Source organism: Streptomyces puniciscabiei (assembly GCF_006715785.1).
In the GTDB taxonomy this organism is placed as follows: Bacteria; Actinomycetota; Actinomycetes; order Streptomycetales; family Streptomycetaceae; genus Streptomyces; species Streptomyces puniciscabiei.
The window spans coordinates 97,993-123,261 of record NZ_VFNX01000007.1 but is presented as its reverse complement, the minus strand read 5'-3'; the positions used below and the strand labels follow the sequence as shown (position 1 = coordinate 123,261).

The 25,269-nt window shown below is 71.4% G+C and carries 23 protein-coding genes and 1 pseudogene; 8 read left to right on the top strand and 16 right to left on the bottom strand.

The window, feature by feature from the left end:
* Positions 1-17 precede the first annotated feature (17 nt).
* On the bottom strand, positions 18-329 hold the full coding sequence (locus tag FB563_RS41740) for a cyclic nucleotide-binding domain-containing protein (RefSeq protein ID WP_055708120.1): 312 nt from the start codon (positions 327-329) through the stop codon (positions 18-20).
* Positions 329-781, bottom strand: a complete 453-nt coding sequence (locus FB563_RS41735; protein ID WP_055708116.1) for a MarR family transcriptional regulator — start codon at positions 779-781, stop codon at positions 329-331. Before FB563_RS41735 ends, FB563_RS41740 begins: the two co-directional genes overlap by 1 nt.
* 964 nt (positions 782-1,745) lie before the next feature.
* Between FB563_RS41735 and FB563_RS41730 the strand changes: the two genes are divergently transcribed.
* Together FB563_RS41730 and FB563_RS41725 are read left to right on the top strand one after the other, a co-directional pair.
* Positions 1,746-3,011 (top strand): ParA family protein, encoded by a 1,266-nt coding sequence (locus tag FB563_RS41730; RefSeq protein ID WP_055708117.1) that lies wholly within the window; start codon positions 1,746-1,748, stop codon positions 3,009-3,011.
* Positions 3,008-4,252 (top strand): ParB/RepB/Spo0J family partition protein, encoded by a 1,245-nt coding sequence (locus tag FB563_RS41725; protein ID WP_055708118.1) that lies wholly within the window; start codon positions 3,008-3,010, stop codon positions 4,250-4,252. The genes FB563_RS41730 and FB563_RS41725 overlap by 4 nt, the downstream gene beginning before the upstream one ends.
* A gap of 99 nt (positions 4,253-4,351) precedes the next feature.
* On the opposite strand, the gene tpg is transcribed toward FB563_RS41725, so the two are convergent.
* Complete coding sequence (tpg, locus tag FB563_RS41720; protein ID WP_055708119.1) at positions 4,352-4,906, bottom strand: telomere-protecting terminal protein Tpg; 555 nt, start codon at positions 4,904-4,906, stop codon at positions 4,352-4,354.
* A gap of 6 nt (positions 4,907-4,912) precedes the next feature.
* On the bottom strand, positions 4,913-7,150 hold the full coding sequence (gene tap / locus FB563_RS41715) for a telomere-associated protein Tap (RefSeq protein ID WP_244329079.1): 2,238 nt from the start codon (positions 7,148-7,150) through the stop codon (positions 4,913-4,915).
* Between the two features lie 818 nt (positions 7,151-7,968).
* Between tap and FB563_RS41710 the strand changes: the two genes are divergently transcribed.
* The 3 genes from FB563_RS41710 (at position 7,969) to FB563_RS41700 (ending at position 11,002) form a co-directional block, all read left to right on the top strand.
* Positions 7,969-9,000: a bifunctional DNA primase/polymerase gene (locus tag FB563_RS41710; RefSeq protein WP_055708753.1), complete on the top strand. Its 1,032-nt coding sequence runs from the start codon at positions 7,969-7,971 to the stop codon at positions 8,998-9,000.
* A gap of 107 nt (positions 9,001-9,107) precedes the next feature.
* A complete protein-coding gene (locus tag FB563_RS41705) occupies positions 9,108-10,604 on the top strand; it encodes a DNA primase family protein (RefSeq protein ID WP_079048988.1) in 1,497 nt (498 codons plus the stop codon).
* Positions 10,601-11,002 carry a DUF6009 family protein gene (locus tag FB563_RS41700; protein ID WP_055708737.1) on the top strand — a complete coding sequence of 134 codons (402 nt, stop codon included), beginning with the start codon at positions 10,601-10,603 and terminating at the stop codon, positions 11,000-11,002. The genes FB563_RS41705 and FB563_RS41700 overlap by 4 nt, the downstream gene beginning before the upstream one ends.
* A gap of 310 nt (positions 11,003-11,312) precedes the next feature.
* Here FB563_RS41700 and FB563_RS41695 read toward each other — a convergent pair whose 3' ends face one another.
* The 3 genes from FB563_RS41695 to FB563_RS41680 all read right to left on the bottom strand — a co-directional run bounded on the left by FB563_RS41695 (position 11,313) and on the right by FB563_RS41680 (position 13,607).
* Positions 11,313-11,996: a ScbR family autoregulator-binding transcription factor gene (locus FB563_RS41695; RefSeq protein WP_055708738.1), complete on the bottom strand. Its 684-nt coding sequence runs from the start codon at positions 11,994-11,996 to the stop codon at positions 11,313-11,315.
* 529 nt (positions 11,997-12,525) lie between these two features.
* Positions 12,526-12,771 carry a hypothetical protein gene (locus FB563_RS41685; RefSeq protein ID WP_142219283.1) on the bottom strand — a complete coding sequence of 82 codons (246 nt, stop codon included), beginning with the start codon at positions 12,769-12,771 and terminating at the stop codon, positions 12,526-12,528.
* A gap of 164 nt (positions 12,772-12,935) precedes the next feature.
* Positions 12,936-13,607 carry a DUF4097 family beta strand repeat-containing protein gene (locus tag FB563_RS41680; protein ID WP_055708755.1) on the bottom strand — a complete coding sequence of 224 codons (672 nt, stop codon included), beginning with the start codon at positions 13,605-13,607 and terminating at the stop codon, positions 12,936-12,938.
* Between the two features lie 238 nt (positions 13,608-13,845).
* On the opposite strand from FB563_RS41680, the gene FB563_RS41675 reads away from it, so the two are divergent.
* Positions 13,846-14,406 (top strand): GNAT family N-acetyltransferase, encoded by a 561-nt coding sequence (locus FB563_RS41675; protein WP_055708740.1) that lies wholly within the window; start codon positions 13,846-13,848, stop codon positions 14,404-14,406.
* A 449-nt stretch (positions 14,407-14,855) separates the two neighbouring features.
* Positions 14,856-14,950 (top strand): annotated as a pseudogene (locus FB563_RS43395).
* Positions 14,951-15,116: 166 nt separating this feature from the next.
* On the opposite strand, the gene FB563_RS41670 reads toward FB563_RS43395, so the two are convergent.
* From FB563_RS41670 to FB563_RS41630, 9 genes are all read right to left on the bottom strand, one after another.
* On the bottom strand, positions 15,117-15,494 hold the full coding sequence (locus FB563_RS41670; RefSeq protein ID WP_055708741.1) for a hypothetical protein: 378 nt from the start codon (positions 15,492-15,494) through the stop codon (positions 15,117-15,119).
* Positions 15,494-15,733 (bottom strand): hypothetical protein, encoded by a 240-nt coding sequence (locus FB563_RS41665; protein ID WP_055708742.1) that lies wholly within the window; start codon positions 15,731-15,733, stop codon positions 15,494-15,496. Before FB563_RS41665 ends, FB563_RS41670 begins: the two co-directional genes overlap by 1 nt.
* Positions 15,734-15,746: 13 nt before the next feature.
* A complete protein-coding gene (locus tag FB563_RS41660; protein ID WP_199832950.1) occupies positions 15,747-16,625 on the bottom strand; it encodes an alpha/beta fold hydrolase in 879 nt (292 codons plus the stop codon).
* Between the two features lie 793 nt (positions 16,626-17,418).
* Positions 17,419-18,387, bottom strand: a complete 969-nt coding sequence (locus tag FB563_RS41655) for an LLM class flavin-dependent oxidoreductase (RefSeq protein WP_055708745.1) — start codon at positions 18,385-18,387, stop codon at positions 17,419-17,421.
* 192 nt (positions 18,388-18,579) lie between these two features.
* Complete coding sequence (locus FB563_RS41650) at positions 18,580-18,948, bottom strand: antibiotic biosynthesis monooxygenase family protein (protein WP_055708746.1); 369 nt, start codon at positions 18,946-18,948, stop codon at positions 18,580-18,582.
* Between the two features lie 40 nt (positions 18,949-18,988).
* Positions 18,989-20,503, bottom strand: a complete 1,515-nt coding sequence (locus tag FB563_RS41645; RefSeq protein ID WP_055708747.1) for an FAD-binding oxidoreductase — start codon at positions 20,501-20,503, stop codon at positions 18,989-18,991.
* Entirely contained in the window at positions 20,500-21,663 is a 1,164-nt protein-coding gene (locus tag FB563_RS41640) for an FAD-dependent monooxygenase (protein ID WP_055708748.1), read from the bottom strand. Before FB563_RS41640 ends, FB563_RS41645 begins: the two co-directional genes overlap by 4 nt.
* A gap of 102 nt (positions 21,664-21,765) precedes the next feature.
* Positions 21,766-22,092 carry a TcmI family type II polyketide cyclase gene (locus tag FB563_RS41635; protein ID WP_055708749.1) on the bottom strand — a complete coding sequence of 109 codons (327 nt, stop codon included), beginning with the start codon at positions 22,090-22,092 and terminating at the stop codon, positions 21,766-21,768.
* Between the two features lie 24 nt (positions 22,093-22,116).
* A complete protein-coding gene (locus tag FB563_RS41630; RefSeq protein WP_055708750.1) occupies positions 22,117-23,601 on the bottom strand; it encodes an FAD-dependent monooxygenase in 1,485 nt (494 codons plus the stop codon).
* Positions 23,602-24,056: 455 nt separating this feature from the next.
* Between FB563_RS41630 and FB563_RS41625 the strand changes: the two genes are divergently transcribed.
* The gene (locus FB563_RS41625; protein ID WP_055708751.1) at positions 24,057-25,268 is read left to right on the top strand and encodes a cytochrome P450; all 1,212 of its coding nucleotides are present in this window, start codon (positions 24,057-24,059) and stop codon (positions 25,266-25,268) included.
* Position 25,269 lies beyond the last annotated feature (1 nt).

The window sequence follows — 25,269 nt, the reverse complement described above, 5'->3', positions numbered from 1 at the left end:
GGGCGCTCCCCAGGACGTCAGGTCGCGCGGCGCAGCGGGACGACGACGTTCTCGCCCAGGCGCTTGGGGTCGAGGCGGTAGTACTTGATGTGACCGATTCTCTCGGTCTCCTCCAGCCAGCCGGCCTCGATGACCTGCTTGCGGGTGCGGGAGAAGACGGGAGGGGCCATGCCGACGAGTTTGGCCAGGTTGGCCGCGGTCTCGAGGACGGCGCCGGACCGGTCGGTCGGGTGCAGGGCGTACAGCATGACGACGAGACGCTGGTTGGCGCTCATGCCTGCTGTCGTCTCGAGCAGCTTGAGGTTCTTCTGCTTGTCGTCGCTGCTGATCACTGGACCTCCCACCGTGCGGGAACATTGTCGTCGAATCCGGGGATGTCCGGCGGGTTGCAGGTCTTCACTGCTTCACGCTGCTCGATCCCCGTGCCGTGGAAGGCGATGTACGGGCTGATCCGGTAGAAGTTGTAGTTGCCGATGCGTCCACGGATGACCAGGATGCGGTGTTTGGCCAGCTTCCTATTGATCTTTCCGACGGCGTCGGCGGACATCCCCACCCGTTTGGCGATGTCGGCTCCCGTGGCTCGCAGGGGTTCCATGCCCTCGGGTGAGACCCCGATCCACCACAGGACAAGGAACTTCTGACTGGGCGTGAACGCCTTGGACTCCGTGATCGCCTCGACTCGCGCCTTGTCGACCTGCGTGTGCCGGCCGGAGAAGGCGTACGGCGCATAGGGGATCGGCTCGCCGGTGTCGGCGTCGACCAGTCTGCGTACTGCTCCCAACGGGCCCTCCGTGGAAGGGGGGTGATTGGTGGTTCATGAGGGACGGCTCCGAGGCCGACCAGATGAACTTAACGTACATGAGCATGAAGTCAATCAGCTCCGCCTGTCGGCCGTGTCGGCTGCCGTCCCGTCAGGGGTCTCGCCGTGCGGTCATGGCGGGCTCGGGCCCCCGACTCATGTACGTCACGTCAATCTGGTGCTGCTGCAGGAACCGGGCAGTACGTCCGAGGGATCTGGGTACCCAGATCGGCGGATCGTGGTCCACGATCGGTCGAACTGCCTGCCAGTTCCCACGGTCTTGGTTGTTCGAGGTGTTTATGCAGGTCACCGCCCTCTTCGGGGGGTGCGCTCTCTTACTTGGGTAGTCGGTCGGCAACCGGCCCGGTGCAACCGGGTGAACCTGAGGGCTATTACGGCGTAATAGCGAGGGCGGTTGGACACGAAACGGCGGGACCCAACCGACCTCAGCCCCCGACAGGACGCCCAGGACGGCCGCCTGCCCGACACCGCACCGGACCCCCGGTCCAGCCGCACCCGACCACGGCTCGGCGCACCCACGACCCGTCGTTTCCCGGCGCGCACGGCCCTGCACCACGACGAAACGGAATCGCGCCGGGAAGCGACGGGGCAGCGGGGTCCAGGGGCCGGCGAAGGCCCCTGGTACCACGCAGCCCAGCCAACCCCCCAGAAACAACCGAGGGCAGCACGACGGCCGAAGCGAAGGGGGTGGTCTGTGAGCCGCACCCGGACGCGGCGGTACGGCAGGAGAGTTCTGCGGCGGGCAGGAGGCTGCTGCGCGTGGGCTATTACGCCGTAATAGCTCCGGAGGGTCGCGCGCGTGGCAGCGGGCTATTACGGCGTAATAGCCCTCGGACGCCGAGGTGGCTCCTGGCACCCCCTCAGAAACGCTTCAACTAACGTGTCGATGCTTCCAAAGATCTTGAACGTTAGTAAGGTGTCGTCCATGAGTTCGCCAGCCACGTCCAGCGACCGCGAGAAGGTCGTCTCCAAGCTGCCGGGATGGCTCCGGCAGAACCTCAAAGTCAGAGCCGCCCAGCACGGCATCGAGATCCAGGCGGCCGTCGAGCAGGGCATCCGGGACTGGTGCACGCTCGCCTCCACTCCCCCGGCCATCGACACCGGACGCGCCGACTCGTTCTCCACCTTCCTGCCGCCCGGCCAGTGGGACGAGTTCCGCCAGGTCGCCGCGGAACGCCGTGTCTCGCTGATCCAGGGCCTGGCACAGTCCGTCCAGCTGTGGCTCGACTCCAACCCCGCGCCGCACGTGGAGCGGCCCGAGATCACCCGGCGCATCATCGTCTGCAACCAGAAGGGCGGTGTCGGCAAGACGGCGATCACGGCGGGCCTCGGCGAGGCGCTGGCCGAGGACTCCGACAGCCTGCACGCCGTCAGGGTGGCCAAGGCGCTCACCGAAGCCCTGCGCGCGAGCGACACCCAGTCCGAGGACGTGCCCGGCGGCGATGACCCGCTGAGCGTGGAGAACCTGCCGGGACTCGGGCTGCGGGTCCTGCTCGTCGACTTCGACCCGCAGTGCCACCTCACCAACCAGCTCGGGGCCGCCCCCCTGCCCATGAACGGCGACAGCCTGACCAATCACATGGCGGGCGACCCCAAGGGCGACCTTCGCGACCTCATCGTCTCCGTCGACGACGAGACCTTCGGCGGCCGGCTCCACCTGCTGCCCGCCTGCAACGACGCCTTCCTGCTCGACGTGCGGCTCTCCGCCGTACGCGCCAGGGAGGCGGCGCTGGAGCGCGCCCTCGCCCCGCTCGAGGCCGATTACGACGTGATCCTCGTCGACTGCCCGCCCAGCCTCGGTCTGAGCATGGACGCCGCCGCGTACTACGGCCGCCGGCGCCCCGGTGAGATGCTCGGGCAGTCCGGCGCACTGATCGTCGTACAGGCCGAGGACAGCTCGGCGGACGCCTATGAGCTGCTGACCACTCAGATCGACGACCTGCGCGGCGACTTGCAGGTCGACATCGACTACCTCGGCATCGTCGTGAACCTCTACGACTCGCGCCGCGGCTTCATCGCCACCTCCTCGCTCCAGGGGTGGGTCGACATAAAGGATCCCCGGGTCGTCGGGCTCATCGGCGATCTCAAAGAGCAGAAAGAAGCGGTCCGGATGAAGCGGCCCCTGCTGTCCTACGCCCCCAAGTCGCAGCAGGCGATCGGGATGCGCGCGCTGGCCCGGGAGCTCGTATGAGCAAGGCCGATCAGCTGGGGGCCGGCCGGTTCGGCGGGGGAGTGCGGTCCGTGAGTGCGCGCCGCCAGGCCGTGGCCGCCGCCACCGGGGTGCCCACCGAGGGGGTCGCCCCGCCCACCGAGCTTCCGCCGCATCGCATCAGCCTCAACCCTGACAACCCCCGCTCCAGTCTCGGTGACCTCACCGATCTCGCGGGAAGCCTGAAGACGCACGGCCAGAAGCAGGCGATCACGGTGATGAACCGCGACGCCTACGTCAAGGCCAACCCCGAGCGTGAGGCCGACCTCGAGCCCGACACCACGCATGTGGTCATCGACGGCAGCAGCCGTCTCGCCGCTGCCCGCGAGGCGCACCTGCCCGCCGTCAAGGTGATGGTCAGCGACGACCAGGGCACCAACTCCGAGGAACTCCTCGAGTCCGCCCTGGTCGCCAACATCCACCGGAGCGACCTCGGGGAACTCGACGAGGCCCGGGCCCTGCGGCGCCTGCTGGCCATCCACGGCAGCCAGACCGCGCTGTCCAAACGGCTCCACCGGTCCCAGGGCTGGGTGTCGCAGCGTCTCGCGCTGCTCAATCTGACCCCCGAACTGCAGAGCCGTATCGGGGAAGAGCCCATCGATCTGCTGCGTGCCGTGGCCAACAAGCCGGCCGCGGAGCAGGAGGCGGCACTCCAGGACCTCAAGGCGGAGCGGGCCCGGAAGGAGGAGGACCGGCGCGGCCGGAAGAAGGCGGAGGAGAGCGAGGCCCCGAGGTTCACCGCCCCGCGGCAGCCGGGGGAGCCGGAGGGCTATTACGCCGTAATAGGAGACGGCGAGCCGGGCGCGCCCGCGGTGACCGGTCAGGTGGAACGGAACGGGGGTGCCGGGCCGGAGCGGCGGGCCGGGGTGTCCGACGGCTATTACGGCGTAATAGGGGGCGCCGAGCCGGGCGCGTCCGCCCCGGGTGTCTCGACGGCGCCGGCCGCCGGTGAGGCGGAGGGGCCGCAGCCCGTACCGGAGCCGCGGACCGAGACGTCCGTCATCGGTTCGCAGGCGGATGCCTCGATCGGCTCCCCCTCACGCCGGGTGCCGTACGACGAGCCCGGTCCCCTCGCCATGCTGCTGGACCGGAACATCGACGGCGACGACACCTTCTTCGACCTGCTCCGGTTCCTGTGCAAGAAGGGGGCCGAGCGGGATCCCGCCCGGCTCGCGGAGCTGGCGCGGTCCTTCGCCGAGCAGGCCGCCGTACAGGGCGACTGATCGCCGGGGACCCAGGGGCCCGGAACTATTACGCCGTAATAGGCCGACCCGCTGTTACGGCGTAATAGCTCCGGGCCCGCCGCCGAGGCGGCACCGGCTCTACAGGGAGATGTCGATCTGCTCGACGTCGGTGAACTCCACGTCCAGGCCCTGGGCGCGGGTGTTGTCCGCCCGGAAGTACATCTCCCCCAGCCCCTCCGCCGCGATCCGCAGCAGCTGGTCCTCGGTGGCTCCCGCGTCCCGGGCCGCGAAGAGCCGCTCGGCCCAGCGGGGCGGCAGGGCTTGGGTGATGTCGCGGATGCGGGCGTCGTCGGTGGTGCCCGGGGCGGCGGTGAAGCCGAACCTGCCCCGGGTGGCGAAGACCAGGCCGTCGGTGGTGACGGCCTTCTGCTTCGCCCTCGCCCGGACCTGCGGCTGCCAGCGGCTGCGTACCTCGCGCTCCAGTCGGGCGGCGAGCTCCCGGCGGGGGTGCTTCAACTGGCCGGTCACATACCGTTCCACGGTGCGCTGGGAGATGCCCAGCAGTTCGGCGACCGGCCTGGTGCCCTTGAGCTGCTTGACGAGGAACCGCATCCGGGCCGGGGCGCTCTTGGGGAGGGGGCGGGTGAACGCCTGCTCCAGCGCGCGGTCCAGGCTGTCCCCTACCGAGTCCATGGCGGGCTACTCCCCTTCGGCGGCGATGCCGTCGTTCTTGATGTGGTTGGCGATGTTGAACACACCGCCGTGCTGCTCGAACTGTTCCTCCGCCCACAGCACGGTCCGGGTGCCCTGGTGCTTGATCATGCCGGGGCTCACGCCCAGCCGGAACGTGCCCGGCACGGGCTTGCCCTCGGGGGTGTACGGCAGGAAGTCCAGCGGGCCGGGACCGGGGGAGGGGTAGACGAGGGCGTCGGTGCCGATGGCCACGGGATACAGATCGGTGGCGGCGGCCGTCTTCATGATCTTGCGGTGCATGCTGACCCGGACCGTGGACAGGACGGCCGCGCGGATGTCGGGGCGCCAGGTCGGCCGGGAGAGCGCCGGCCACGGTTCGTAGTACGGCACCTGGCCCCGGTTGCGCTGGCGCAGTTTGCCGATGCCGCCCTTGGCCGTCGCCTTGATGGCCTTGAGCACCAGGGCCAGCGTCGGATCGGCGTGCCGGGAACGGGCCATGGCGTGCAGGAACTCCTCACCGTCCATCGCGGTGCTCACCCCGAGGTCGGCCATGGTGGCGATGTACGCGTCGCGCAGCCGTTTGTACCAGGGGTCGAGGTAACGGCCGGTGCGGGTGCGGACGTAGGCCTCGATCGGCGCGACATCGAAGCCGAGCTCCACCGCGTACGCAACGGTCGGCGTGGCGTACCAGGCCGGGCCCTCGGGCCGGTCGCCGCTCGGCGTGAACGGCGACGGCAGCCGCTCGGCGTCCAGGGTGCGGCCGCCCACCTCCACCCGGGAGAGGTCGACGTGGGAGAGGTCCACCAGCCATGAGCCGGGCAGTGCGGGGTCGAAGGGCGGGTTGCCGGTGAGGTGGGCCGGTCCGTTCAGCCCGACGGTCAGGCCGTTGGCGGCCGCCGCGAACGCCATGTTGACGTCGATGGCGACCAGGTACGGCTGCATGCACTCGTCGTCGGTGAGCTCCCGGCACCAGTCGTACGGTTCCTCCAGCAGCATCTCGGCAGGGGTGCGCTGGTGGTGGCGGGCGAACCTGCCCTTGAGCAGCGGGTGCTCGTCCGGGACCTCGCACTCGACCGCGTCGTACACCTCGGTGAGGGCGTCGGCGTTGAAGGCCTGCCGGAACTCTCCGGTGTCCGGGTCCTTCTCCGCGCGGGTCGGCGGGCGCAGGGCCGTCATCAGTTCCAGACCGGTGACCGCCGTGGTGCCGCGCGGGGTCATCACCCGCTCCGCGTAGGTGCCGAGGAACCGTGCGAGGTCGGCGGCCGGCATGCCCGGAAGACGGGGGGCGTTCCTGTCGTCCCATTCCTCCACCGGCAGCGCGCCCCAGGACGGGATGCACAGCTGGACGCAGCGGCGGCGGGCGCCCTCCGGGTCGCGGTACAGGCGCGCCCACGGTCCGAAGCCGAGCTGGGTCAGCTGCAGGCCTGCCTTCTTGACCTGCCTGACGACCTTGTGACCGTCCTGCAGCCGTCCGGCACGCCGTTCCTCAGGAGACAGGGTTTCGGGCAGGCCGTAACGCTCCATGGCGGCGGGGGTGAGGACCAGGACGGGATCGGCGTCACGGCCGTACCGGTGCAGCCGGGGCTGGCCGAGCCCGGCCTCGGTCAGCGTCCAGTCCACCAGGGCCGGGATGCTCCTGGCGGGGACGTCCAGGACGAGGCCGCCCACGCAGTAGGCCACCACCTCGTCGCCGTCGAGGCCGATGACGGCGAGGGGGCCGTTCTCGAAGCGGGGAGCGGGCGTCTCGGCCGTGCTCTGTGCGGCTGCCGGTGTCCGGGGTGGCTTCCTCGGTGCGGACGTGGGCCGGGTCCTGGTGGTGGGGCTCGCCCCGGTCCGCGGGGCGGGGCCGGGCGTGGCGGCCGTCCGTGTCCGTGTGTCCTGCTGCGGGGGGAGGGGGACTTCGGCCGGCCGGCGTTCCCCGGGCTCGGGGAGGGCGGGCGCCGGGGGAGCGGGGGAGGGGTCCTGAGGCTCCTGGGACGGCGGGGGCGGGGCGGGGAACCGTTCGGCCAGCTTCTCCAGGAAGCGGGCGTAGGCGGCCCGTTGGGGCGGCCGGGGCTCGTTCCTGCCCGACTCCCAGCTCGCGACCGTCTCCCGGCGGGTCGCCAGTGCGGCCGCGACCTGGGCCTGGCTCAGCCCTGCGGCCTCCCGCAGGCGCCTGCGCTCGGCGGGCGAGGGCAGGTCGTTCTGGGCGACTTCCTCCAGCAGCGCGTCGACCGCGCTGAACAGCTCGTCCTGAGTGGGCACGGAGCTCACCTCCCGCACCCACCCTATCCCGATCACTCTCCGGATCACGCCGTGAATCGCTCGCCGATCGCACATGGGTGTCCGTACAACCGAGGGGTCAGGGCCTGACGACCCGGCAGAGGCCGATCCCGACGGCGGGGCGTGCGGCGCCGTATACGGGTCCGGCAGCTCGGTCGCTTGCGTCGCTTCGGTCGCTGGTGGCGGGTGAACGGCCCGGTGCGGAAGCAGTCGTCCAGGTTCGTCCGGAGCCGCTTGAGTCGCTCGGATCGCTTCGAGGGCAGCGGCCCGAGCGACGGCGGCCGGGGAGCAGCGACCGAGGGGCAGCGACCGGACGAGGGCTCGGCAGCTGTTGGGTCGCTGCTCGGGGCTGGGTGAAAGACGAGGTCAGCGGCCTGTTGGAGGCGGGCAGCGACTGAAGCGACGCACGGTCGGGGTATATGGAGGCATGCGCGTGTGTGCGTATGCGCGTACGTCTGCGTGTAGACGTCATATGTGGCGGACTTGAGTCGCTACAGTCGCTGCCCGGCAGGTAGTTGGGCTTTGAACTGGGTCTTCGTCAGCGACCGAAGCAGCGACCGAAGCAGCGACCCAATCGCTTTCGCCCCCTGCGGGCCCTTCTTGGATCGCTGCAGCCCCCCGGGATACGGACCCTTCTTGCTCACTTGGCCCAACCTTTGTCAGCGCTTCGCTAGTGTGTTCCTATCCTTGAGTCGCTTCGGTCGCTGACGGGGGAATACATGACCGATGAGCTGCGGGTTTTGTGCAGCGACTCACGGGGTCCCGCTGCTGCCCGAGCGGGCGCCTCGCAGTCCTTGGCCATCGCCCGATGGTGCGCCGGCCGTGGCTGGCCGGTCCATCCGCTGGCCCCAGGACGCAAGACGCCCGCAGGCAACTGCGCGGTCTGCCGTGAGCCCGGGCACACGTACCGGGGCTGCAGTTGTCCTGCCGCCGGGCGCTGGTGCCATGGATTCCGGGCCGCCACGCTCGACTTCGTCCGGATCCGGCAGTGGTGGGAGTCCCATCCGGAGTTCGGGGTCGGGATCGCTTGCGGCCCCGCCGGGCTGGTCGTCGTCGACATCGATGCGCACGCCCGGCAGCTGCCCGGACGCGACCGCCTGCTGCCCGGCATCGACATCGCCGACACCGTCGACCTGACCGGGCTCGCCAACGGTTTCCACACGATCGGAGTGCTGGCCGCGCTGCGCGGTGAGACCTCTCCCGCGGACGACGAGACGACCCTGCGGGTGCGCACGCCCTCCGGCGGCCTGCACGTGTGGTACCGGGCCTTGGACGGGCACCGCTGGCAGTGTTCCGCCGGCTCGGGCGGCGGCCGGGCGCTGGCCTGGCAGGTCGACGTACGGGCGCACGGCGGGTACATCGTCGCCCCGGGCACCGTGACCACGGCCGGTAGGTACGAGGCCGTGGGCACGGCACGGGAGCCCGCCCCGCTGCCGGGCTGGCTCGCGCGGGAACTGCAGCGCACCGGCCATCTGCCGCCCGCACACCTGCCCGCGCCCCGGCCGGTGCCGCCCCGCGCCCGGCAGGCCGTCCTGGCCGCATCGGGCGGCCGCGGAGCAGCCGGCCGGGTGCTGGCCCCGCTGCTGACCGAGGTGGCCGCCTGCGGTGCCGTCCCGGAGGGAGCGGGATTCACCGAGAAGCTCAACCGGGCCGCGTACACCGCCGGCGGGCTCGTCGCCGCGGGCCTGCTGGACACCGAACACGCCGAGCGCATCCTGCAGGAGGCGGCCGCGCAGGCGCGCCCCGGCCAGGAGCGGCGCTACGGCGCCGTCATCCGCGGCGGACTGAGCGCGGGCCGTACCCGTCCGCTGGCCCCGGGAGGCCGCCGGTGACGGGCCACGACAACGCCCTCTTCGACGCCGGCTCGGTCGCCGCGCAGATCCTGGCCCGGACCGTCCCGCAGGCGCGTACGGAGGCGCAGGGCGTCCCCCGGGCCCGTATGAACGGGCAGACCGTTGCTCAGGCCCGTACGAACGGCGAGCCCGGTCCCCGGGCCCGTACGGAGGTGCAGGGCGGCCCCCGGCCCGTCGGCCAGGCCACGGCCGGCGAGGCCACCGCCGACGGGCTGCTGCCCGACACCCTCAGCGACCGCGGCAACGCCAAGCTGTTCGTCAGCCTCTACGCCAACGACTACCGGCACGTGCCGGGGCTCGGCTGGTTCCGGTGGGACAGCACCCGCTGGCAGATCGACGAGGACGACACCGTGCTGTGGGCCGCCGGCGACCTGGCGGAGTCCCTCGCCACCACCGACCCGCGGGGCGTGCACAGCACGACCGCGCTGCAGCAGCACCGCAGACGGGCGCTGAGCACCAGCGGGATGAACGCGATGCTCACCCAGGCCAGGTCCGCACCCGGCATGGTGCTCAACGCGGCGCTGCTGGACGCCGATCCGTACGCCCTGTGCACGCCCGGCGGCATCGTCGACCTGCGGACCGGGCTCCAGCGCGTGCCGGACCCGAACAAGGACTTCCACTCCCGCTCCACCACCGCGACCCCCGAACCGATGGCGACGCCGCGCTGGGACCGGTTCCTCACCGACACCTTCGGTGAGGGGACCGAGGGCGCGGAGATGATCGGCTTCCTGCAGCTGCTCCTCGGCTACTCCATCACCGGCGACGTCGGCGCCCAGGTGATGCCCTTCCTGTTCGGCTCCGGCAAGAACGGCAAGTCGGTGCTGCTGGACGTGGTGATGAAGCTCGTCGGCGACTACGCGGACGCGGCGCCGCCCGGGTTCCTCATGGCCCGCCCCTACGAGGGCCACCCCACCGACCTGGCCGAGCTGCACGGGCGCCGGGTCATCGTGTGCAGCGAGGTCAAGCCGGGGGACCGGTTCGACGAGGCCCGGGTGAAGCTGCTGACCGGCGGCGACCGCATCAAGGCCAGGCGGATGCGGCAGGACTTCTTCAGCTTCCAGCCGACCCACAAGCTGTGGCTGCTGGGCAACCACCGGCCCGAGGTGGGGACGGGCGGCTTCGCGTTCTGGCGGCGGATGCGGCTGATCCCGTTCGAGCGGGTCGTGCCGGACCACCGGAAGGTCGACAACCTGGCGGACGTCCTCGTGACGGAGGAGGGGCCGGGGATCCTCAACTGGCTTGTCCTGGGCGCCCGTCGCTATCTGGGCGGACAGAAGGACCTCGTGGGACCGGAGCGCGTACGCATCGCCACCACGGCCTACGCGGAAACCGAGGACCACACCGGGCGCTTCCTCGGGGAGTCCTGCCAACTGGCCCCGGCGCTGCGCACGGAGCAGGCACGGCTGTACGCCGTCTACAAGGCGTGGTGTCAGGATGAAGGGGTCCCGGCCCTGTCGTCCCGGGCCTTCGCGGCAAGGGTCCGCGAGCTGGTGGGACTGGCGTCGCCCAAGGAAATGTTCCTGTCCAACCAGCGGAAGTACTACCCAGGCATCGGACTGCTTGCCGACGAGGAGACAGTATGAGCGCCCTCATCGCCGAGGACGAGATCGTCCACGAGGTCGACTTCGTCTGGCTCGAGGACATCAGCGGGCTGGATTACGTCCGTCAGAGCCTGGACCGGCTGCCGACCCGTCGCGGCAGGCCCGCCTACCATCGTGACGGGCGCATGATCGGCTACGCGATCCTGGGGCCGGAGGCCAAGCCGTCCCGGTCCTCGGGCACGTTCCGGCGGCGGGTCTTCTGGCTGCTGCCGCACGACCGGGACACCGCCCCTGACGGTCTGTACGCCATCGGGGCACCGGCGGAGGCCGTCGATCCGCGCACGCTGGCGCCGCGCGCCAAAGGACGCAAGACGGAGCGGTCCGAGGGGGCGGCGGGCCTGTCGCAGCCGCGGCAGCGGGGATTCAGGCTTTCGCTGTAGGCGGCGGACGCGCGCAGGGGTGTCCGGACGGGTGCGCCGGCCGGACAGGTACGGCCGACACGTCACGCGGCTCCGGCAGGCGCAGGCTCTCGGACAGCCGAGTGCGCCGGCGGCCCACCGGCGTTCCGCTCCCGCACGGCAGCGCCGGCGCGTTGGTGATGAGGGTGGCCGTCGTGTGCCGGCCACCGGCGATCACCGGTGATGACGTCAGGTCGCCGCCGGGCTGCTGCCGCTTCGCCGCCACGTGTACGGTGCCGCGGGCAGGCGGTGGTGTTCACGGCTGCGCTCCGGGCCCCGGCGCCCTCACCGGTCAGCCGACCGCTTCGACCGGCTCCGCTGCCCGGCGCAGTCGCATGATCTCCTTGTGGACGCGTTCCCCCCGGTCCGGGGCCATGTCAAGCCGCACGAGCACCGCCGGGACCGCGATGCTCGCCATCAGATGCCGCTGCAGGTCCGCCACCCGGTCCATCAGATCGGCGTGGCCGGTCATGACCTTGGACAGCACCTGCACCCCGGTGAACGCGCCCACGAACATCCGCGCGACCGCCTCCACATCCGCCTGGGGCAGCAGTTCGCCGTTCTGTTTCGCCTGCGCGAGCATGGCGGTGTTGTGCTCGACCCATCCCGCCATCGGCACCCGCCGGTCCAGTCCGTCCCGCGGGCTTCCCTGCTCGACGGTGAGCCGGATGCTGCCCTGCACCAGCGAATCGCCCTCCTGGAGCAGGTGGGCGAGGAGGAATGCCTCGTCCAGGCACTGCTGGAGCTTCAGTTCGCGCGGCGGGGTCTGCGGCATGCCGGTGAGCTGGTTGGCCAGCACCGCCTGGGCCAGCTCCTCCTTGGAGGGGAAGTGGAAGTACAGGGCTCCTTTGGTGACGTCGGCCCGGCGCAGGATCTCGACGATGGTGGCCGCCTGATATCCGACCTCGGCGAACACCTGCGCAGCCGCGACCAGGATGGCCTGTCTCGTCCTGATCGCTCGTTCCTGCTGTGCCACCGGCCACCTCCGCCACCCGGCCCTTACGGGCGGTTCCGGCGCTCCCCGAACCGAAGGACGGGCCTGGGGAGATCGCCGACCAGACCGTAAAACCAGCTCCCTGGTATGTCAATCCGCTGCTCCAGGGGCGCCTGCCCAGCGAATGGGGGACCTCCAAGTGGTCGAACCAGCTTGGCTTTTGACCTCGGCGCACCTGAAAAAGCTGATGAAACAGGACTTGTTGGTGGCACGGTCCACGGATCGGGGCCGACAAGAAAACCGGCGAGCTGGTCGGAGTCGGCGATCCGCCGACCGCGCGCTGTCCGCGGCACGCGCACCGGTCGAGCGCGGCGCCGCGCGGCTGAGGACGTGGCGGATCTTCCCCGGGTCCCCGGGCCCGGCCGGAGCAGTGGGCGCAGACCTCGGGCCGCGGTCGGCAGGGCGGTCAGGCGGCGGGATCCTGTCCCTGCTCCTGACCGCCCTGGGGTGGGTGGACGTGTTCCATGTGCGGTTATGTGGTTGACGGGCAGGAACCTCCGTCGGCCGTCCGTCAGTTGCAGAAGTTGAGGAGGTTCAGGAGACCGTTGCCGCACCGGTTCTCGTCGCCCTCACCGCCGCCGCCGCCGTGGCCGTAGGCGGCCGTGGCCTTTGTGACGGCGTGCGTGGCGGGCGTCGCGGCCACCGCGGACGTGGCAGTGGCCGTCCCCGCCGCACAGGCGATGCCCACGGCGGCGCTCACCGCGAATGCTCGTGGAATCCAGGAAACGGTCTTCTTGGAGCGAGGTGTAGTGTTCATGCACTCACCATGCACAGCCTCGCAACCGGTTGCTCGCCGAGCGCATCCGAGCGGGTGAGCCACCCTCAGGGCCGGCCGGAATCCGTTTCCGGGGAAGCCCGTTGGCAGGCGGGCGCACCCCGGTGTGGAGGTCGACGGCCCCTTGGTGACAGCGGGGCTCCCTTTCAGAGGCCGGCGGCGGTGATGTTGCCGTAGGCGGTGGTGGCGTGGATGTCGAGGCCGGCCGCGGCGCCGTCGCTGTTCTTGAGGGAGTTCTTGATCCGGCCGTAGGAGGTGCCGGCGTCGAGGGTGGCGGAGACTCCCTGGGCGGCGCCGACCGTGATGTCGCCGTGCTGGGTGGTCAGGGTGACGGTGCCGTGATGGGCCTCGGTGATGGTGAGGTCGCCCTTGTCGGTGGTGATCTCGGCGGGGCCGTTCAGGCGGCCGACGGTGATGTCGCCGGTGGCGAGGGTGAGGCGGGCGCTCGCGGTCTCGTCGAACTCGACCGTGCACTGGGCGCCTTCGAAGGTGACGTCGCCGAGGCGTCCGACGCCGCGGACCTCGGCGACGGCGGCCTTGGCCTCGACCCGGGAGCCGGCCGGCAGCTCGACGGTGACCTCGAGGGTTCCGGGGTGGCCGAGCATCTGCTTGCGCTCCGCCGGGCTCTCGACCCGCAGGACGCCGTTGTCGTAGGCGACCGTGACCAGCTCCGCGGCCTTGACGTCGCGACTCCTGGAGGGGTGGGCGGGCAGGACCTCGACGGTGGTGTCGGCGCGGTCGGCGGCGACGAGCCGGATGTGCCCGATGGGGATGTCCAGGACGGCGGCGATGGGGGCGGGGGTGTCGAACTTCTGGATGGTGCCCTGGTTCTTCTGCATGGTGCGCTCCTTCGACTCGTTGTTTCCAGTGATGGAAACGCTACGTTGCTTTCACTGGATGGGCAACATGCTTATTGCGTGAAGATGCCATATCTGCAGGTAGAGTTGGGGAAATCGTTGCAATGGTGATGAGCATAATGCAACGTCCCCACTCATATTCGTTGCAATGATTTGAGGGTGAACGCTACCTTGCGACTCGGGACACTAGGGTGCGCGCATGGACATCGGAAGCGAGGAAATCGCGGGCGGAGTGATACTGCGGCTCGCCGGACCGGCGGACGCCCCGGCGCTCTGCACCGCCTATGCCGAGAACCGGAAACACCTCGAACCCTGGCAACCGCGCCGCCCGGAATCCTTCTTCACCGTGGCCGGTCAGGCACAGCGCCTGGAAGAACAGGAACGGCACCGCGCGGACGGCCGGCTCGTGCCGTGGCTCCTCGAAGCCGACGGGCGGGTCGTGGGGGCCATCACGCTGTCCGGAATCGTCATGGGCGCGTTCTGCAGTTCCTATCTGGGTTACTGGGTCACCGAGGATCAGCAGGGCCGGGGGCTCGCGACCGCCGCCGTGGAGCGGGTCTGCCGGATCGCCCGGGACAGGGTCGGGCTGCACCGGATCGAGGCGACCACCCTTCCGGAGAACACCGGCTCCCAACGCGTGCTGGAGAAGTGCGGGTTCGAGGCGATCGGCATGGCCCCGCGCTATCTGCACATCGACGGACAGTGGCGGGACCACCGGATGTACCAGCGGGTGCTGCACGACGACCACCCGGCTCTGTGACCCGGACGGCGCGCACCGCCACCGTGCGCGCGCCCAGCCCCGCGGCCGCGAACAGCACGCCCGGCACCGTCCGTCCGGCCACCCGCGACCGGCGACGGCCCGACCACGCCCCCGGCGGCCGGGCCCAGGCTGGAGTCGGGCGGCGCAGCTCCTGTGCTCGGCCTCGGCGGACAGCGTGAACCGCGGCCCCAGCGGCGTGCCGCACAGCAGGGCGAGGGGCATCCGGCGCGGGCGTGGTGACGGACAGGCCGCTCCGCGGTGCCGAGGCCGCGGCCTCGTGCAGGGCCGTGGCCTGCGGGTCTCAGGCGGACGGAGCCGGGTGCCGGCGTCGCATGCGGGAGACGCCGTCCGACCGCGCGGATGCTGTCAGCGGCGTCTCAGCGTCCGGTCAGCGGCTCCTGCCACCATGGTTCCTGTGACCGGCAGGGGAGACCGAGAGCCGGGAACAGGGAGAGGTGCCCGGAGTGGTTGATCGGGGACCAGCGAGCACGGCTCACGGTCGGGCCCTTCGGGGCCCACGCAGGTTCGAATCCTGCCCTCTCCGCAGACGGTGCTCGCCCTTGGGCCCGCACCCGCCGGTGGGCACACGCTGCGGGCGTCGCCCGACCACCCTGTGGCCGGCCAGGTGCGCGACAGCGGGGGCTGTGCGGCCGGAGTGTTCCTTCCGGCCCGCCTGACCGGGCCGGTCCGGCCCGCTGCCGAGCCTGTCCTCAGATCTTCCAGGAGCGCAGCGTCTCGGCGACGGCATAGACACCGAGGCGGGCGTCCCGGACCTTCCGGACGAGATCGGACAGGGCGCCGTACGGCGGGTCGATGCCCTCACCGCACTGGTCCATGTACTGGGCGGCCACGAAAGCGGCAAAAAGGCTGTTGCGGTGCGGAAGCGGTTCGAGACGCACGATCGTGTGCAGCAGTGCGGCCGCGCGCCAGGCGGCATCCGGATCGGCCGTCGCCAGCGTCGGCATCTTGGTCCTGTGCCGCGCGACGGCCGCCACCAGCGCCGAGTAGTCGGCCACCGTCACGTCCTCGTGCCCGAGGGCCGCCTCCTGGACGTCGAGCAGCCAGGAGACGTCGATGTGCAGAACCATCAGGCGGCCGCAGCCCCGCCGTCACCCCGGGAGGGGGGAACCTCCTCGGGGAACGCATCGTCGAACTCGCCGCGCAGCCGGTCGGCCCAGGCGGCGGCGCCGGCGACGAACCGCTTGCGGTGCATCTCCCGCACGCCGAGATCGTGCAGGTACTGCTTGAGGCTCTTGCCCTCGGCGGCGGCGGCGGCGCGGACGCCTTCCATTTCCTCGTCGGAGAAGGACACGTTCAGTGACGGCATGCCCCGATGGTACCTAGTTGGTACCGGACCCGCCAGGCGAGAACGAGAACGCGGCGATGTCCGCCAGAACCCGGGCCGCCGGGGCCGGGTCGACCAGCCACTTCAGGTGGCTGCTGGTGAGCGTACGGACGTCGTAGGGGTTCTCCGGCGTCAGTGCGTCGCCTTCACGGATCATCCGGTCCTGCATGGCGAGCGGCACGCTGGTGTCCTCGGTCAGCCGGATGTACGTCCTGGGGATCCGCCCCCAGGTGTCGGCCCGTGCCCGGTCCTCGGGTGTGCCGACGTCAAGGTTCTCGTCGGGCTGGAAGGTGTTGAGGAAGACCATGAACTCATCGTCCGTCCCGTCGGCGAGGAAGGCCGCCTTCAAGGCCGCGAGGACGCCGGGGTCGGCGGTACGGAAGTTGGCGCGCAGCAGCCCGAGTTCGGCGGGGTTGCCCACCATCGCCGAGGCCAGCCCTGTGGCGTCCACCGTGGCCATCTCGGGCTCGGCGTAGTAGGCGCTGACGTCGAGATCGACGGGGCACCAGGCGGAGACATAGACGATGCGGTCGATCAGGTCGGGCCGCTGGTTCGCCGCGACGGTGGCCGTCATGCCGCCTCGGCTGTGGGAGACGAGGATGACGGGCCCGTTCCGCTTGGCCCGCTCCAGTATGCCGATGAGGTGCGCGGCGTTGTCGGCGAGCGTGACGCCCTTGATGGCGCCGGGTGCGGTGGCGAGCCCTTCGAGGTCCTGCGGCGCCTGGTAGGCGCGCGGGTACGTCGCCGCGAACCCGTGCCCCGGAAGGTCGACGGCGACGGAGCGGTGTCCGAGGAGGCCCAGTTCGGCTTGGAGCGGCGCGAAGGAGAAGGAGTTCGCGAAAGCTCCGTGCACCAGGACGAACGTCGGTTGCATCTGTCTGCTCACTTTCTGGCCTCTACGGCATCGGCGGCACGCGTATCGCCCCTTCCGGCGCCGGAACCACCGGGGCGGCGACCTACGGTAATCGAACTGACACCCGTCGGCGGGGAAAAGCCTTGGCCGCAGGGCCCGATGAGCAGCCCGTCGGGGCGCGGTGGGGCCGGGAGCTTGGTCGCGGAAACCGCGGCGTCGGGCAGGCGCACCTCGGCCGTCGCCGCCCTGAGGTGATCCCGGCGGCAGTCGAACGCAGCCGTGAGTATGGGCGCGCAGCGCGCAGTGCAAGGCCGCCGCAGGTGCGGGCGGTTGGCGTCGGCCGAGCACGGTGTCGGGAACCGCCGCGGTGGTGCCGGTCGCGCCCGGGCGGGCTGCACAGGCGTCGGCCGGCCGCCGGACGCGGCCGCCCGCCTCGCGGGCGAGGGAGAGAAGGACCGGGCCGGCGCAGCCGCGGTGACGTGGATGCCGAAGACAGCCCTCGGCACGGCACCGGCAGATCCGCGGATGCGCCGGCAGCGCGCCGGCCCGGGCGTGACAGGCCGGACGGGTCAGCGCGTCCTACCTCGCCGACGCGATGCCGACATCATGGTGACCGGCGAACCCGGCCGCCTCCGGACGGATCGGGACTGTCTCGCCGCGAGCGACATGCCCCAGGTGTCCCCGGCGGCCGTCCGGAGGTGGCCGAGCCGCAGGAGGATCCGGTGCTGCGGGAGCCCCAAGAAGGCCCAGCACGACCCGGACGGGATCACGGCGATCGTCACCGCGCGGCCGGGCGGCTGGCGCCCGGCGGCCGTCACAGGCCCAGCAGCGGCGGCAGCTCCTCGCTGACCAGTTCGATGTTCCGGGCCGTCAGGTCGTCCGGCATGCCGGCGATGCTCGCCCAGAAGATCAGGTGTTCCACCGGCAGCCCCTCGGTCGTCTCCTTGATCTGGGCGGCGGCGTCCTCGGGGGTGAGGATCTTCAGAGCCCCCCAGGGGGCGTTGGAGGTCCGGTTGCGGAACTCGTCGGGGTGGATGATCGGCGGCCGGGGCTTGTCGGTGCCCTCCACGGACGACTGCCGGTAGCTGTTCATCTGGTGGGCGAGGTAGGGCGCGACACGCGCCCAGGCCTCGTCCGGGTCGTCGGCGAGGATGATCGGCAGCAGGCCGGAGACCCGGGCGGTCGCCGGGTCGTGGCCGCTCTCGACCAGTCCCTCGCGGTAGTGCGGGAACAGCTCGTGGGAGATGTGCAGCAGCCCGATGCCGAGCCGGCCGGCGATCCGCGCGCCGCGGGGACCGTAGAAGCCGCCCCACAGCGGAACGGAGTCCTGGACCGGGCCCGGGGTGACGCCGCCCTCCTCCCAGAGCCGGCGCACCTCGCGTATGTGCTCCTCGGTCCGCCGGAAACGCCGCGTGAAGTCCGCGCCCATCAGGGTGTATTCGGGAACCCGGTAGCCGGCGCCCATGCCCAGCTCGAGGCGTCCGCCGCTCACGAGGTCGACGATCGCCGCCTCCTCCGCGAGCTGGGCGGGCTTGCGCAGCGCGGGCAGCACCACCGCGGTGCCGATCCGGGCGTGGCGGGTGCGGGCCGCGACGGCGGCGGCGAAGGTCAGCGGCTGCGGCAGATAGCCGTCCTCGAAGAGGTGGTGCTCGGTGAACCACAGCCCGCCCGCGCCCCGCCGGTCCGCCTCCTCGCAGAATTCCAGGCTGCGCGCATAGTGGTCGGCCCACGGGCGCTTCCAGCCCTCCGGGTTCCGCAGGTCGAAGAGAAGTCCTACATCCATGCTGAAGTCCCCATCCGTGACAGTGAGTTTGCCGGGTCGCAGCTGCTGTGGACGTACGGCACCTCCCCCCATGGACACGGAGGGGAGCCGAGAATGCCGTCCCCGCTTGCACCAGCGATGAAAAAGCGGTCCCGGCACCTCCGGCGGGAGGTGCCGGGACCGCCGGTGTTTCCGCGGAACGTGATCCCCGGGTCAGGCTTCGCAGAGGCCCTCGACGGCGATCTTCTCGAAGATGTGCGCATACGACACGATGTCGTCGGGGACCTGGGCGGACATGGCCTGGAACTGCGGGTTGCCGAGCGCCTTGGCGAGGGCCTCGGTCGACTCCCAGATCGCGACGTTCATGAACAGCTGGCTGCCCGCCGTGCCCTGGTGCATCTGCAGGGAGACGAATCCCGGCTGCGCCTGCATGAACTCGGCCTGCTTCTTCCAGTGGGCCAGGAACGACTCGGACCTCTCCTTCGGGACGACGAAGGTGTTGGCCAGGACGATGGGCCCGGTCTTCTGGCCGAACTGCGCGAACAGCGGCGTGGTCGGGTCCAGGTTCTCCAGCTTGGCCATTCTTGACTCTTCCTTTCGATCCTTGTTCACAGACGCCCCGTCAGGACGCGCGTATGCCTTGCGCAAAGCTGAACAGGCCGTTCGGGTCGTAGCTGTTCTTGATCTTCACCAACCGCGGGTGGTTCTCGGCGTAATAGGAGGTCTTCCAATCCGTCAGTTCCGGGTCGATGAAGTTCTGGTAGGACTCGCCCGAGGAGAGCGGGTCGATGGCCGCGAAGCCCGCGTCGACCCAGGCCTTCGCGGCGGTCCGGAGCTCGTCGGTGACCGGCCCCTGCGCCATGAAGCCCTGGAAGTTCACGGAGAAGCGGCTGTCGCGGTGCACGAACGCCGTCGCGGCGCGGTCCAGGTCCCAGGCGGCGCCGTCGATCGGCAGCACCTGGAGCCCGTGCGTCTGGCCGCCGGACACCCGCGCGTCGTCGAAGAGCGCCAGGACGCGCGCCCAGCCGTCCCGCGGCACGGCATCACGGACCAGGCGGCTGCGCTCCAGCGCGAACGCGGTCCGGGGAAGCTGCCCCCGCGGGAAGGCGCCCGACCGGTGGCATTCCTCGGTGGTCTTCCCCGCGCAGCCGAAGATCCCCGTCATCAGGTCACGGTAGGGCAGCACCGAGGTCTGCCGCGAGGCCGGCCTGCCGGTCAGGGAGTCCAATCGGGCCAGCTCCGCGTCGAGTTCGGCCGGAGTCCCGGTGGAGACCACGATGACGGCCGGGGTCGGGACCTGGCCCGGTGCCGCGTCGGCGAGGGTGACCACCGCCGCCGAGCCGATCGTGCGGGGGCACTCGGCCAGCCATCGGGAGTAGCCGTCGAGCATGTCGAGCGCCTGGTCGTAGGCATAGGTGAGGTGCGCCGTGGCCACCTGCGACAGCGCGGTCGGCGTCAGCGTGTAGGACGTGACGATGCCGAAGTTGCCGCCTCCGCCCCCGCGCAGCGCCCAGAACAGGTCCGGGTGCTCCCGCGCGGAGGCCGTGACGATCTGTCCGCTCGCCAGCACCACCGTCGCTGAGGTCAGTGCGTCGCAGGTCATACCGAGCGTCCGGGTGAGGAACCCCAGCCCGCCGCCCTGGACGAACCCGCCGGCGGCGACGGTCGGGCACGCCCCGCCGGTGAGGGCCAGACCCGAGTCGGCCAGCGTGTTGAGCACGTCGACGTTCTGCGCGCCCGGGCCCAGCGTCACCGAGCCGCCGCCGACCCGCACCGAGTCGAGCCGGGACACGTCGACCACCAGGCCGGTGCCGGTGGAGTATCCCGCGGCGCTGTGGCCGCCGCTGCGCACCGCCGGAGCCAGTCCGTGCTGCTGGGCGAAGGCGAGGCACAGCGCCGCGTCGCGCGCGTTCGCGCAGTAGGCGACGGCCTGCGGGGCGATGGCGTCGAACTGCATCAGGTCCAGCTGCTTGGCGGTCGCGTACCGGGCGTCCGAGGGGAGCACCAGGTCCCCGGTCAGGTGCTCGCGCAGCCGGCTCCAGGGAACGGCGCCCAGACCCAGGGCACGGGTGGCGGGGGCCGCCGCCGCGGCGGCCCCCGCCGCGCCGGCCCCGAGCAGGGCCCGACGGGTGATCACGAGGGGACCTCCGCGCCGCGGTTCAGGCCCCTGGTGCCGGCGTCCAGACCGCCCAGCCGGGAGGCCAGCAGCTCTCGCACCGCCCGGTGGCCGAGGAGTTCGCCGAACAAGGAGCGCACCGGCTCGATCTCCGGACCGCCGAGCATGACGAGAGCCTGGGCGTCGATGACTGCCATGGCGCGGCGGCCGGCCCGGTGCCGCTCCTCGTGGTACGAGTCGAGGAGCCCGGCCGGCGCGGTGCCCGCGACCTCGGCGGCGAGCTTCCAGCCCAGGTCGAAGGCGTCCTGCAGGCCGAGGTTGATGGCCTGTCCGCCGACCGGCAGGTGGCGGTGGGCGGCATCCCCGGCGAGCAGTACCCGCCCCCGGCGGTACTGCGCGGCCTGGCGGCTGACATCGCCGAAGGCGTTCACCCACACCGGGGTGCCGCCGCTGATGTCCTCCCCGGTCACCCGCGACCATGCCGCCACGACCTCGTCGAAGCCGGGCGCGGCGGTACGCACCGCGGGCGCGCGACCGTACTCGTGCACCATGACCCGGGTCAGTCCCTCCCGGGTCGCGGCGACCGCGAAGCCGCCGGGCAGCCGCTGGAAGCGGCGGTCGGGGATGTCCACCCCGCGGACGTCGCAGCGCAGCAGCTCGCGGCGGGCGTCCCGGCCGGGGAACTCGAAGCCGGCCAGGGCGCCGACGGTGCTCTCCTCGCCGTCGCAGCCGACCACGTACTCGGCGGTCAGCCGCACCCGCCGCCCGTCACGCACGACGGCTTCGACGCCCACGCCGTCCGCAGCCGGATGCAGTGCGCAGACCTCGTGCTCCCGGCGGATGTCCGCGCCGAGCTCGCGCGCCCGGCCGCCGAGCAGTGCCTCGACCCGCGCCTGCGGCACCTTCCACTGGCCCGCGAACGGGGAGGGCTGGCCGCCCAGGTCGAGGGGCAGGCCGCCGAAGTGCCCCCGGGGTTCGCGGGGCACGGTGCCGAGCGGCGCCAGCAGGCCACGCTCGTCCAGGAGTTCCATGGTGCGGGCGTCCAGGGTGGTGGCCCTGGACTCCGTCGTCGGTGCGGCCAGCCGCTCCAGCACCGTCACCTCGGCCCCGCCGACGCGCAGTTCACCGGCGAGCGCCAGCCCGACGGGCCCGGCACCGACGACGATGACCCGACTGCCCATGTCAGCACCGGCCTTCGGCGTAGGTCTCGGCGTGCCCCGGGGCGGCGCGGCTGTCGCCCAGCGCGACGGCACCGATGCCGCTGATCACGGCCCGCCGCTCGTTCACCGGGCGTTCCAGTGGTAGAAACGCTGCGCCATCGCGTCGGCGGGCGACCGCCAGGTGGCCGGGTCGTAGGCGTCGATGAACGGCTTCAGGTCGGCGCTGACGTTCACGAAGAGCGGGTGGTTCTTGGCCTCCTCGATGGCCTCGCCGCCGTGCTCGGAGTCGAAGTCCTGAAGGTGGAAGTAGAGGCCGCGATAGCTGAACAGCTGACGGCGGCGGGTGCCCATCAGCGCCGGCATCTCGGTGCTGTCGAACTCCCCGAAGATGCGGGAGACCTCGCCCTGCGACGCCGGGTCCATACGAGCAACGATCAAGGTGCTGTGCATCGGTCTCTCCTCATTCGAATGCGATTACTGACGGGAGGTCGCGAGACGACTCGCCCCGAACCAGCGGTCCAGCGCGTCGGGCAGCGGCCCGCATCCGGGGTCCGCCCAGGCGACATGGCCGTCGGGGCGCAGCAGCACGGCGGACGTCCCGGCGAGCGGGCACCCGTCCGGGAGGCGGTGCGGGGCCGCCGTCACCACGTCGACGCGGTCGGCCCAGGGTTCGGCGGCTCGGCGCAGCTCCGGATCGTCCGCCAGGTCCAGCAGCACGCCGCGGCCGGTGCTCAGGCCCGCGATGGTGGTCGTCGCTCCGGACGGCCCGTGCAGGTCCCGCTTGGGGATGCGGGCACCGAGCAGCGGGTGCGCGCCGGGGCCGACGTCGTAGCGGATGTCCAGCCCGCTGACCATCCCGGCCAGATGGCGGCGGACCTCGGGAAGCTCCATCAGGTCCGCGACCACCTCGCGCAGCGGCTCGACCTCCGCTCCGCTCAGGAAGAGCACGCCCTGGGCCAGCGTGTTGAGCAGCAGCCGGGCGCCGACGGGATGGCGTTCGGCGTGGTAGGAGTCGAGCAGGTCCGGCGGCGCCGACCCGCGTACCACCGCGGCGAGCTTCCAGCCGAGGTTGACGGCGTCCTGCACGCCGACGCTCAGGCCCTGGCCGCCCACCGGGAGATGGGTGTGGGCGGCGTCGCCGGCCAGCAGCACCGAGCCCCGCCGGTACTCGGTGACCTGACGCGTCGCATCGCCGAAGGAGCTGATCCAGTGCGCGGTGCCGCCATGCATGTCCTCCCCCGTCAGGCGCTCCCAGGCGTCCGCCACCTCGGCGAACTCCGGGGGCCGGGTGCGCCGCCGGGGCGGGACGCCGTGCTCGACGACGATGATGCGGTCGACGTCGTCGCCGAGCGGGGTGGCCATCACCATGCCGGTCGGCAGCCGTTCGCCGATCGGACGCGGCCTGAGCGCGCATCCGCCGATGTCGGCGACGAACATCTCGCGGGTCGACGGGGTCCCGGGGAACTCGAACCCGGCGGCACCGCGCACAAAGCTGTGCCCGCCGTCGCAGCCGACCAGGTAGCGGCAGCGCAGCAGGCGCGGCCCGCCGGGGGTCTCGGCCTCGACCCGCACGCTGTCGCCGTCGTCGTGCAGGCCGACCACGGTCCAGCCGCGCCTGATCTCGGCGCCGAGCTCCGCCGCCCGCTCCCCGAGCACCCGCTCGGTGGTGGCCTGCGGGATGCTCCGCGCCCCGAAGTGGGCGTCCATCAGGACGCTGTAGTCCAGCGGCAGCCCGCCGAAGTGCCCTGCGGTGCTGATCCCCAGCTCGCCGAAGCGGGGCAGCAGCCCGCGCTGGTCGAACAGCTCCACCGCGCGGGCGGTGAAGCCGAGGCTCCGCGACTCCTGCGAGGGCTTCTCGAGCCGGTCGAGGACGAGGACCTCCACACCGCCGAGGCGCAGTTCCGCGGCCAGCATGAGCCCCGCGGGGCCCGCGCCGACGATGATCACCGGAGCGTCCATGGGGCCTCCTTGGCAGGCGGGAACCGCGGCAGGCAGCCGCGGACAGGAAGGGCGGTGGTGTGGGTGGCGACCGGCGGGGAATTACCGAAGAACAGGGTCGTCCATGAGCGGAATTCGAAGATATCGGGCACAGTTCTTTTGCTGCGAATTACGGTGCCACCGAGCCTGTCGTGATGTCAACTCCCCATTTCCGTCAGGCAATTCTCCACTACGGCTCCATTTCGCCTCTAGCGTGCCACTACCGCCACCGGGCATCATGGGCGGCCGAATTGCGGAATGCGCGCAACTCCATTCCTTCCCCGCCGCTGCTCGAATACACGAATACCCGAAGACGCGAAGAGGGGCCTCCGGGTGACCGTGTTATTCGAAACGACCCGAGAAGATGCGGAACCCGCGCTCGACTCCGCCCTCCTCGACGTCCGCCGACGATCCACCACCACACCAGAGGAGGCCCGGTGACCCGCCCGACCACCTTCCCTCAGGACCGCTCCTGCCCCTACGAACCGCCCGCCGGCTACCAGTCCCTGCGGCGGGAGGGCCCGCTGGCCCGCGTCACGCTCTACGACGGCAGCACCGCGTGGGCGGTGACCGGCCACGCCGAGGCCCGGAAGCTGCTCGGCGACCCGCGGCTGTCGGCCGACCGGCGCAAGCCCGGGTTCCCCATGACGAGCCATGTGCTGACGGCGCTGCGCCACTTGCCCCCCCTGCTGTTCAACGCGGACGAACCGGAGCACGGCCGGCAGCGCCGGATGCTGATCCCCGGATTCGGCGTGCCGCGCATCAAGGCGCTGCGGCCCCGGATCCAGCAGATCGTCGACCAGCTGCTGGACGCGATGATCGAGCAGGGCCCGCCCGCCGAACTGGTCTCGGCGTTCGCGCTGCCCGTGCCGTCGATGGCGATCAGCCTGCTGCTCGGGGTGCCGTACGCGGACCACACCTCCTTCGAGGAGCTGTCGCGGCTGGTCATGCGCGGGTCCGGGCCGGAAGAGTCCGCGGCCGCCCGGGACAAGATGCTGGGATATCTGGAGGGGCTTCTCCTCGACAAGCAGCAGCAACAGCGTCGGGGGTCCGAACCCGGCCCGCACTCCGGGCTGTTGGACGAGCTCGTGCGGGACCGGCTGCTCACCGGCCAGACGGATCGCGAGGAGATAGCCAGGCTGGCGTTCAACCTGCTGGTGGCCGGGCATGAGACCACCACCAACATGATCTCGCTCGGGACGCTGCTGCTCCTGGATCGTCCGGACCAGCTGGCCGCACTGCGCGCCGATCCGGGCCTGCTGCCGCAGACGGTCGACGAGCTGCTGCGCCATCTGTCGGTCGTGGACGAGCTGTTGCGGGTGGCCACCGAGGACATCCCCTGCGGCGAGCAGGTGATCCGGGCGGGCGAGGGCGTGGTCTTCAACACCTCGATGATCAACCGGGACGAGAGCCACTTCTCGGAGCCGGACGCGCTGCGCCTGGACCGCAGTGGGCAGCACCATCTGGCGTTCGGCTTCGGGGTACACCAGTGCCTGGGGCAGAACCTGGCGCGGCTGGAACTCGAGGTGGCACTCGGAACCCTGTTCCGGCGGCTGCCGCGGCTGCGGTCCGCCGTCGACGCGGGCGAGCTGCCGATCAAGCCGGGGGACACCATCCAGGGCCTGATCGAGTTTCCGGTCGAATGGTGAC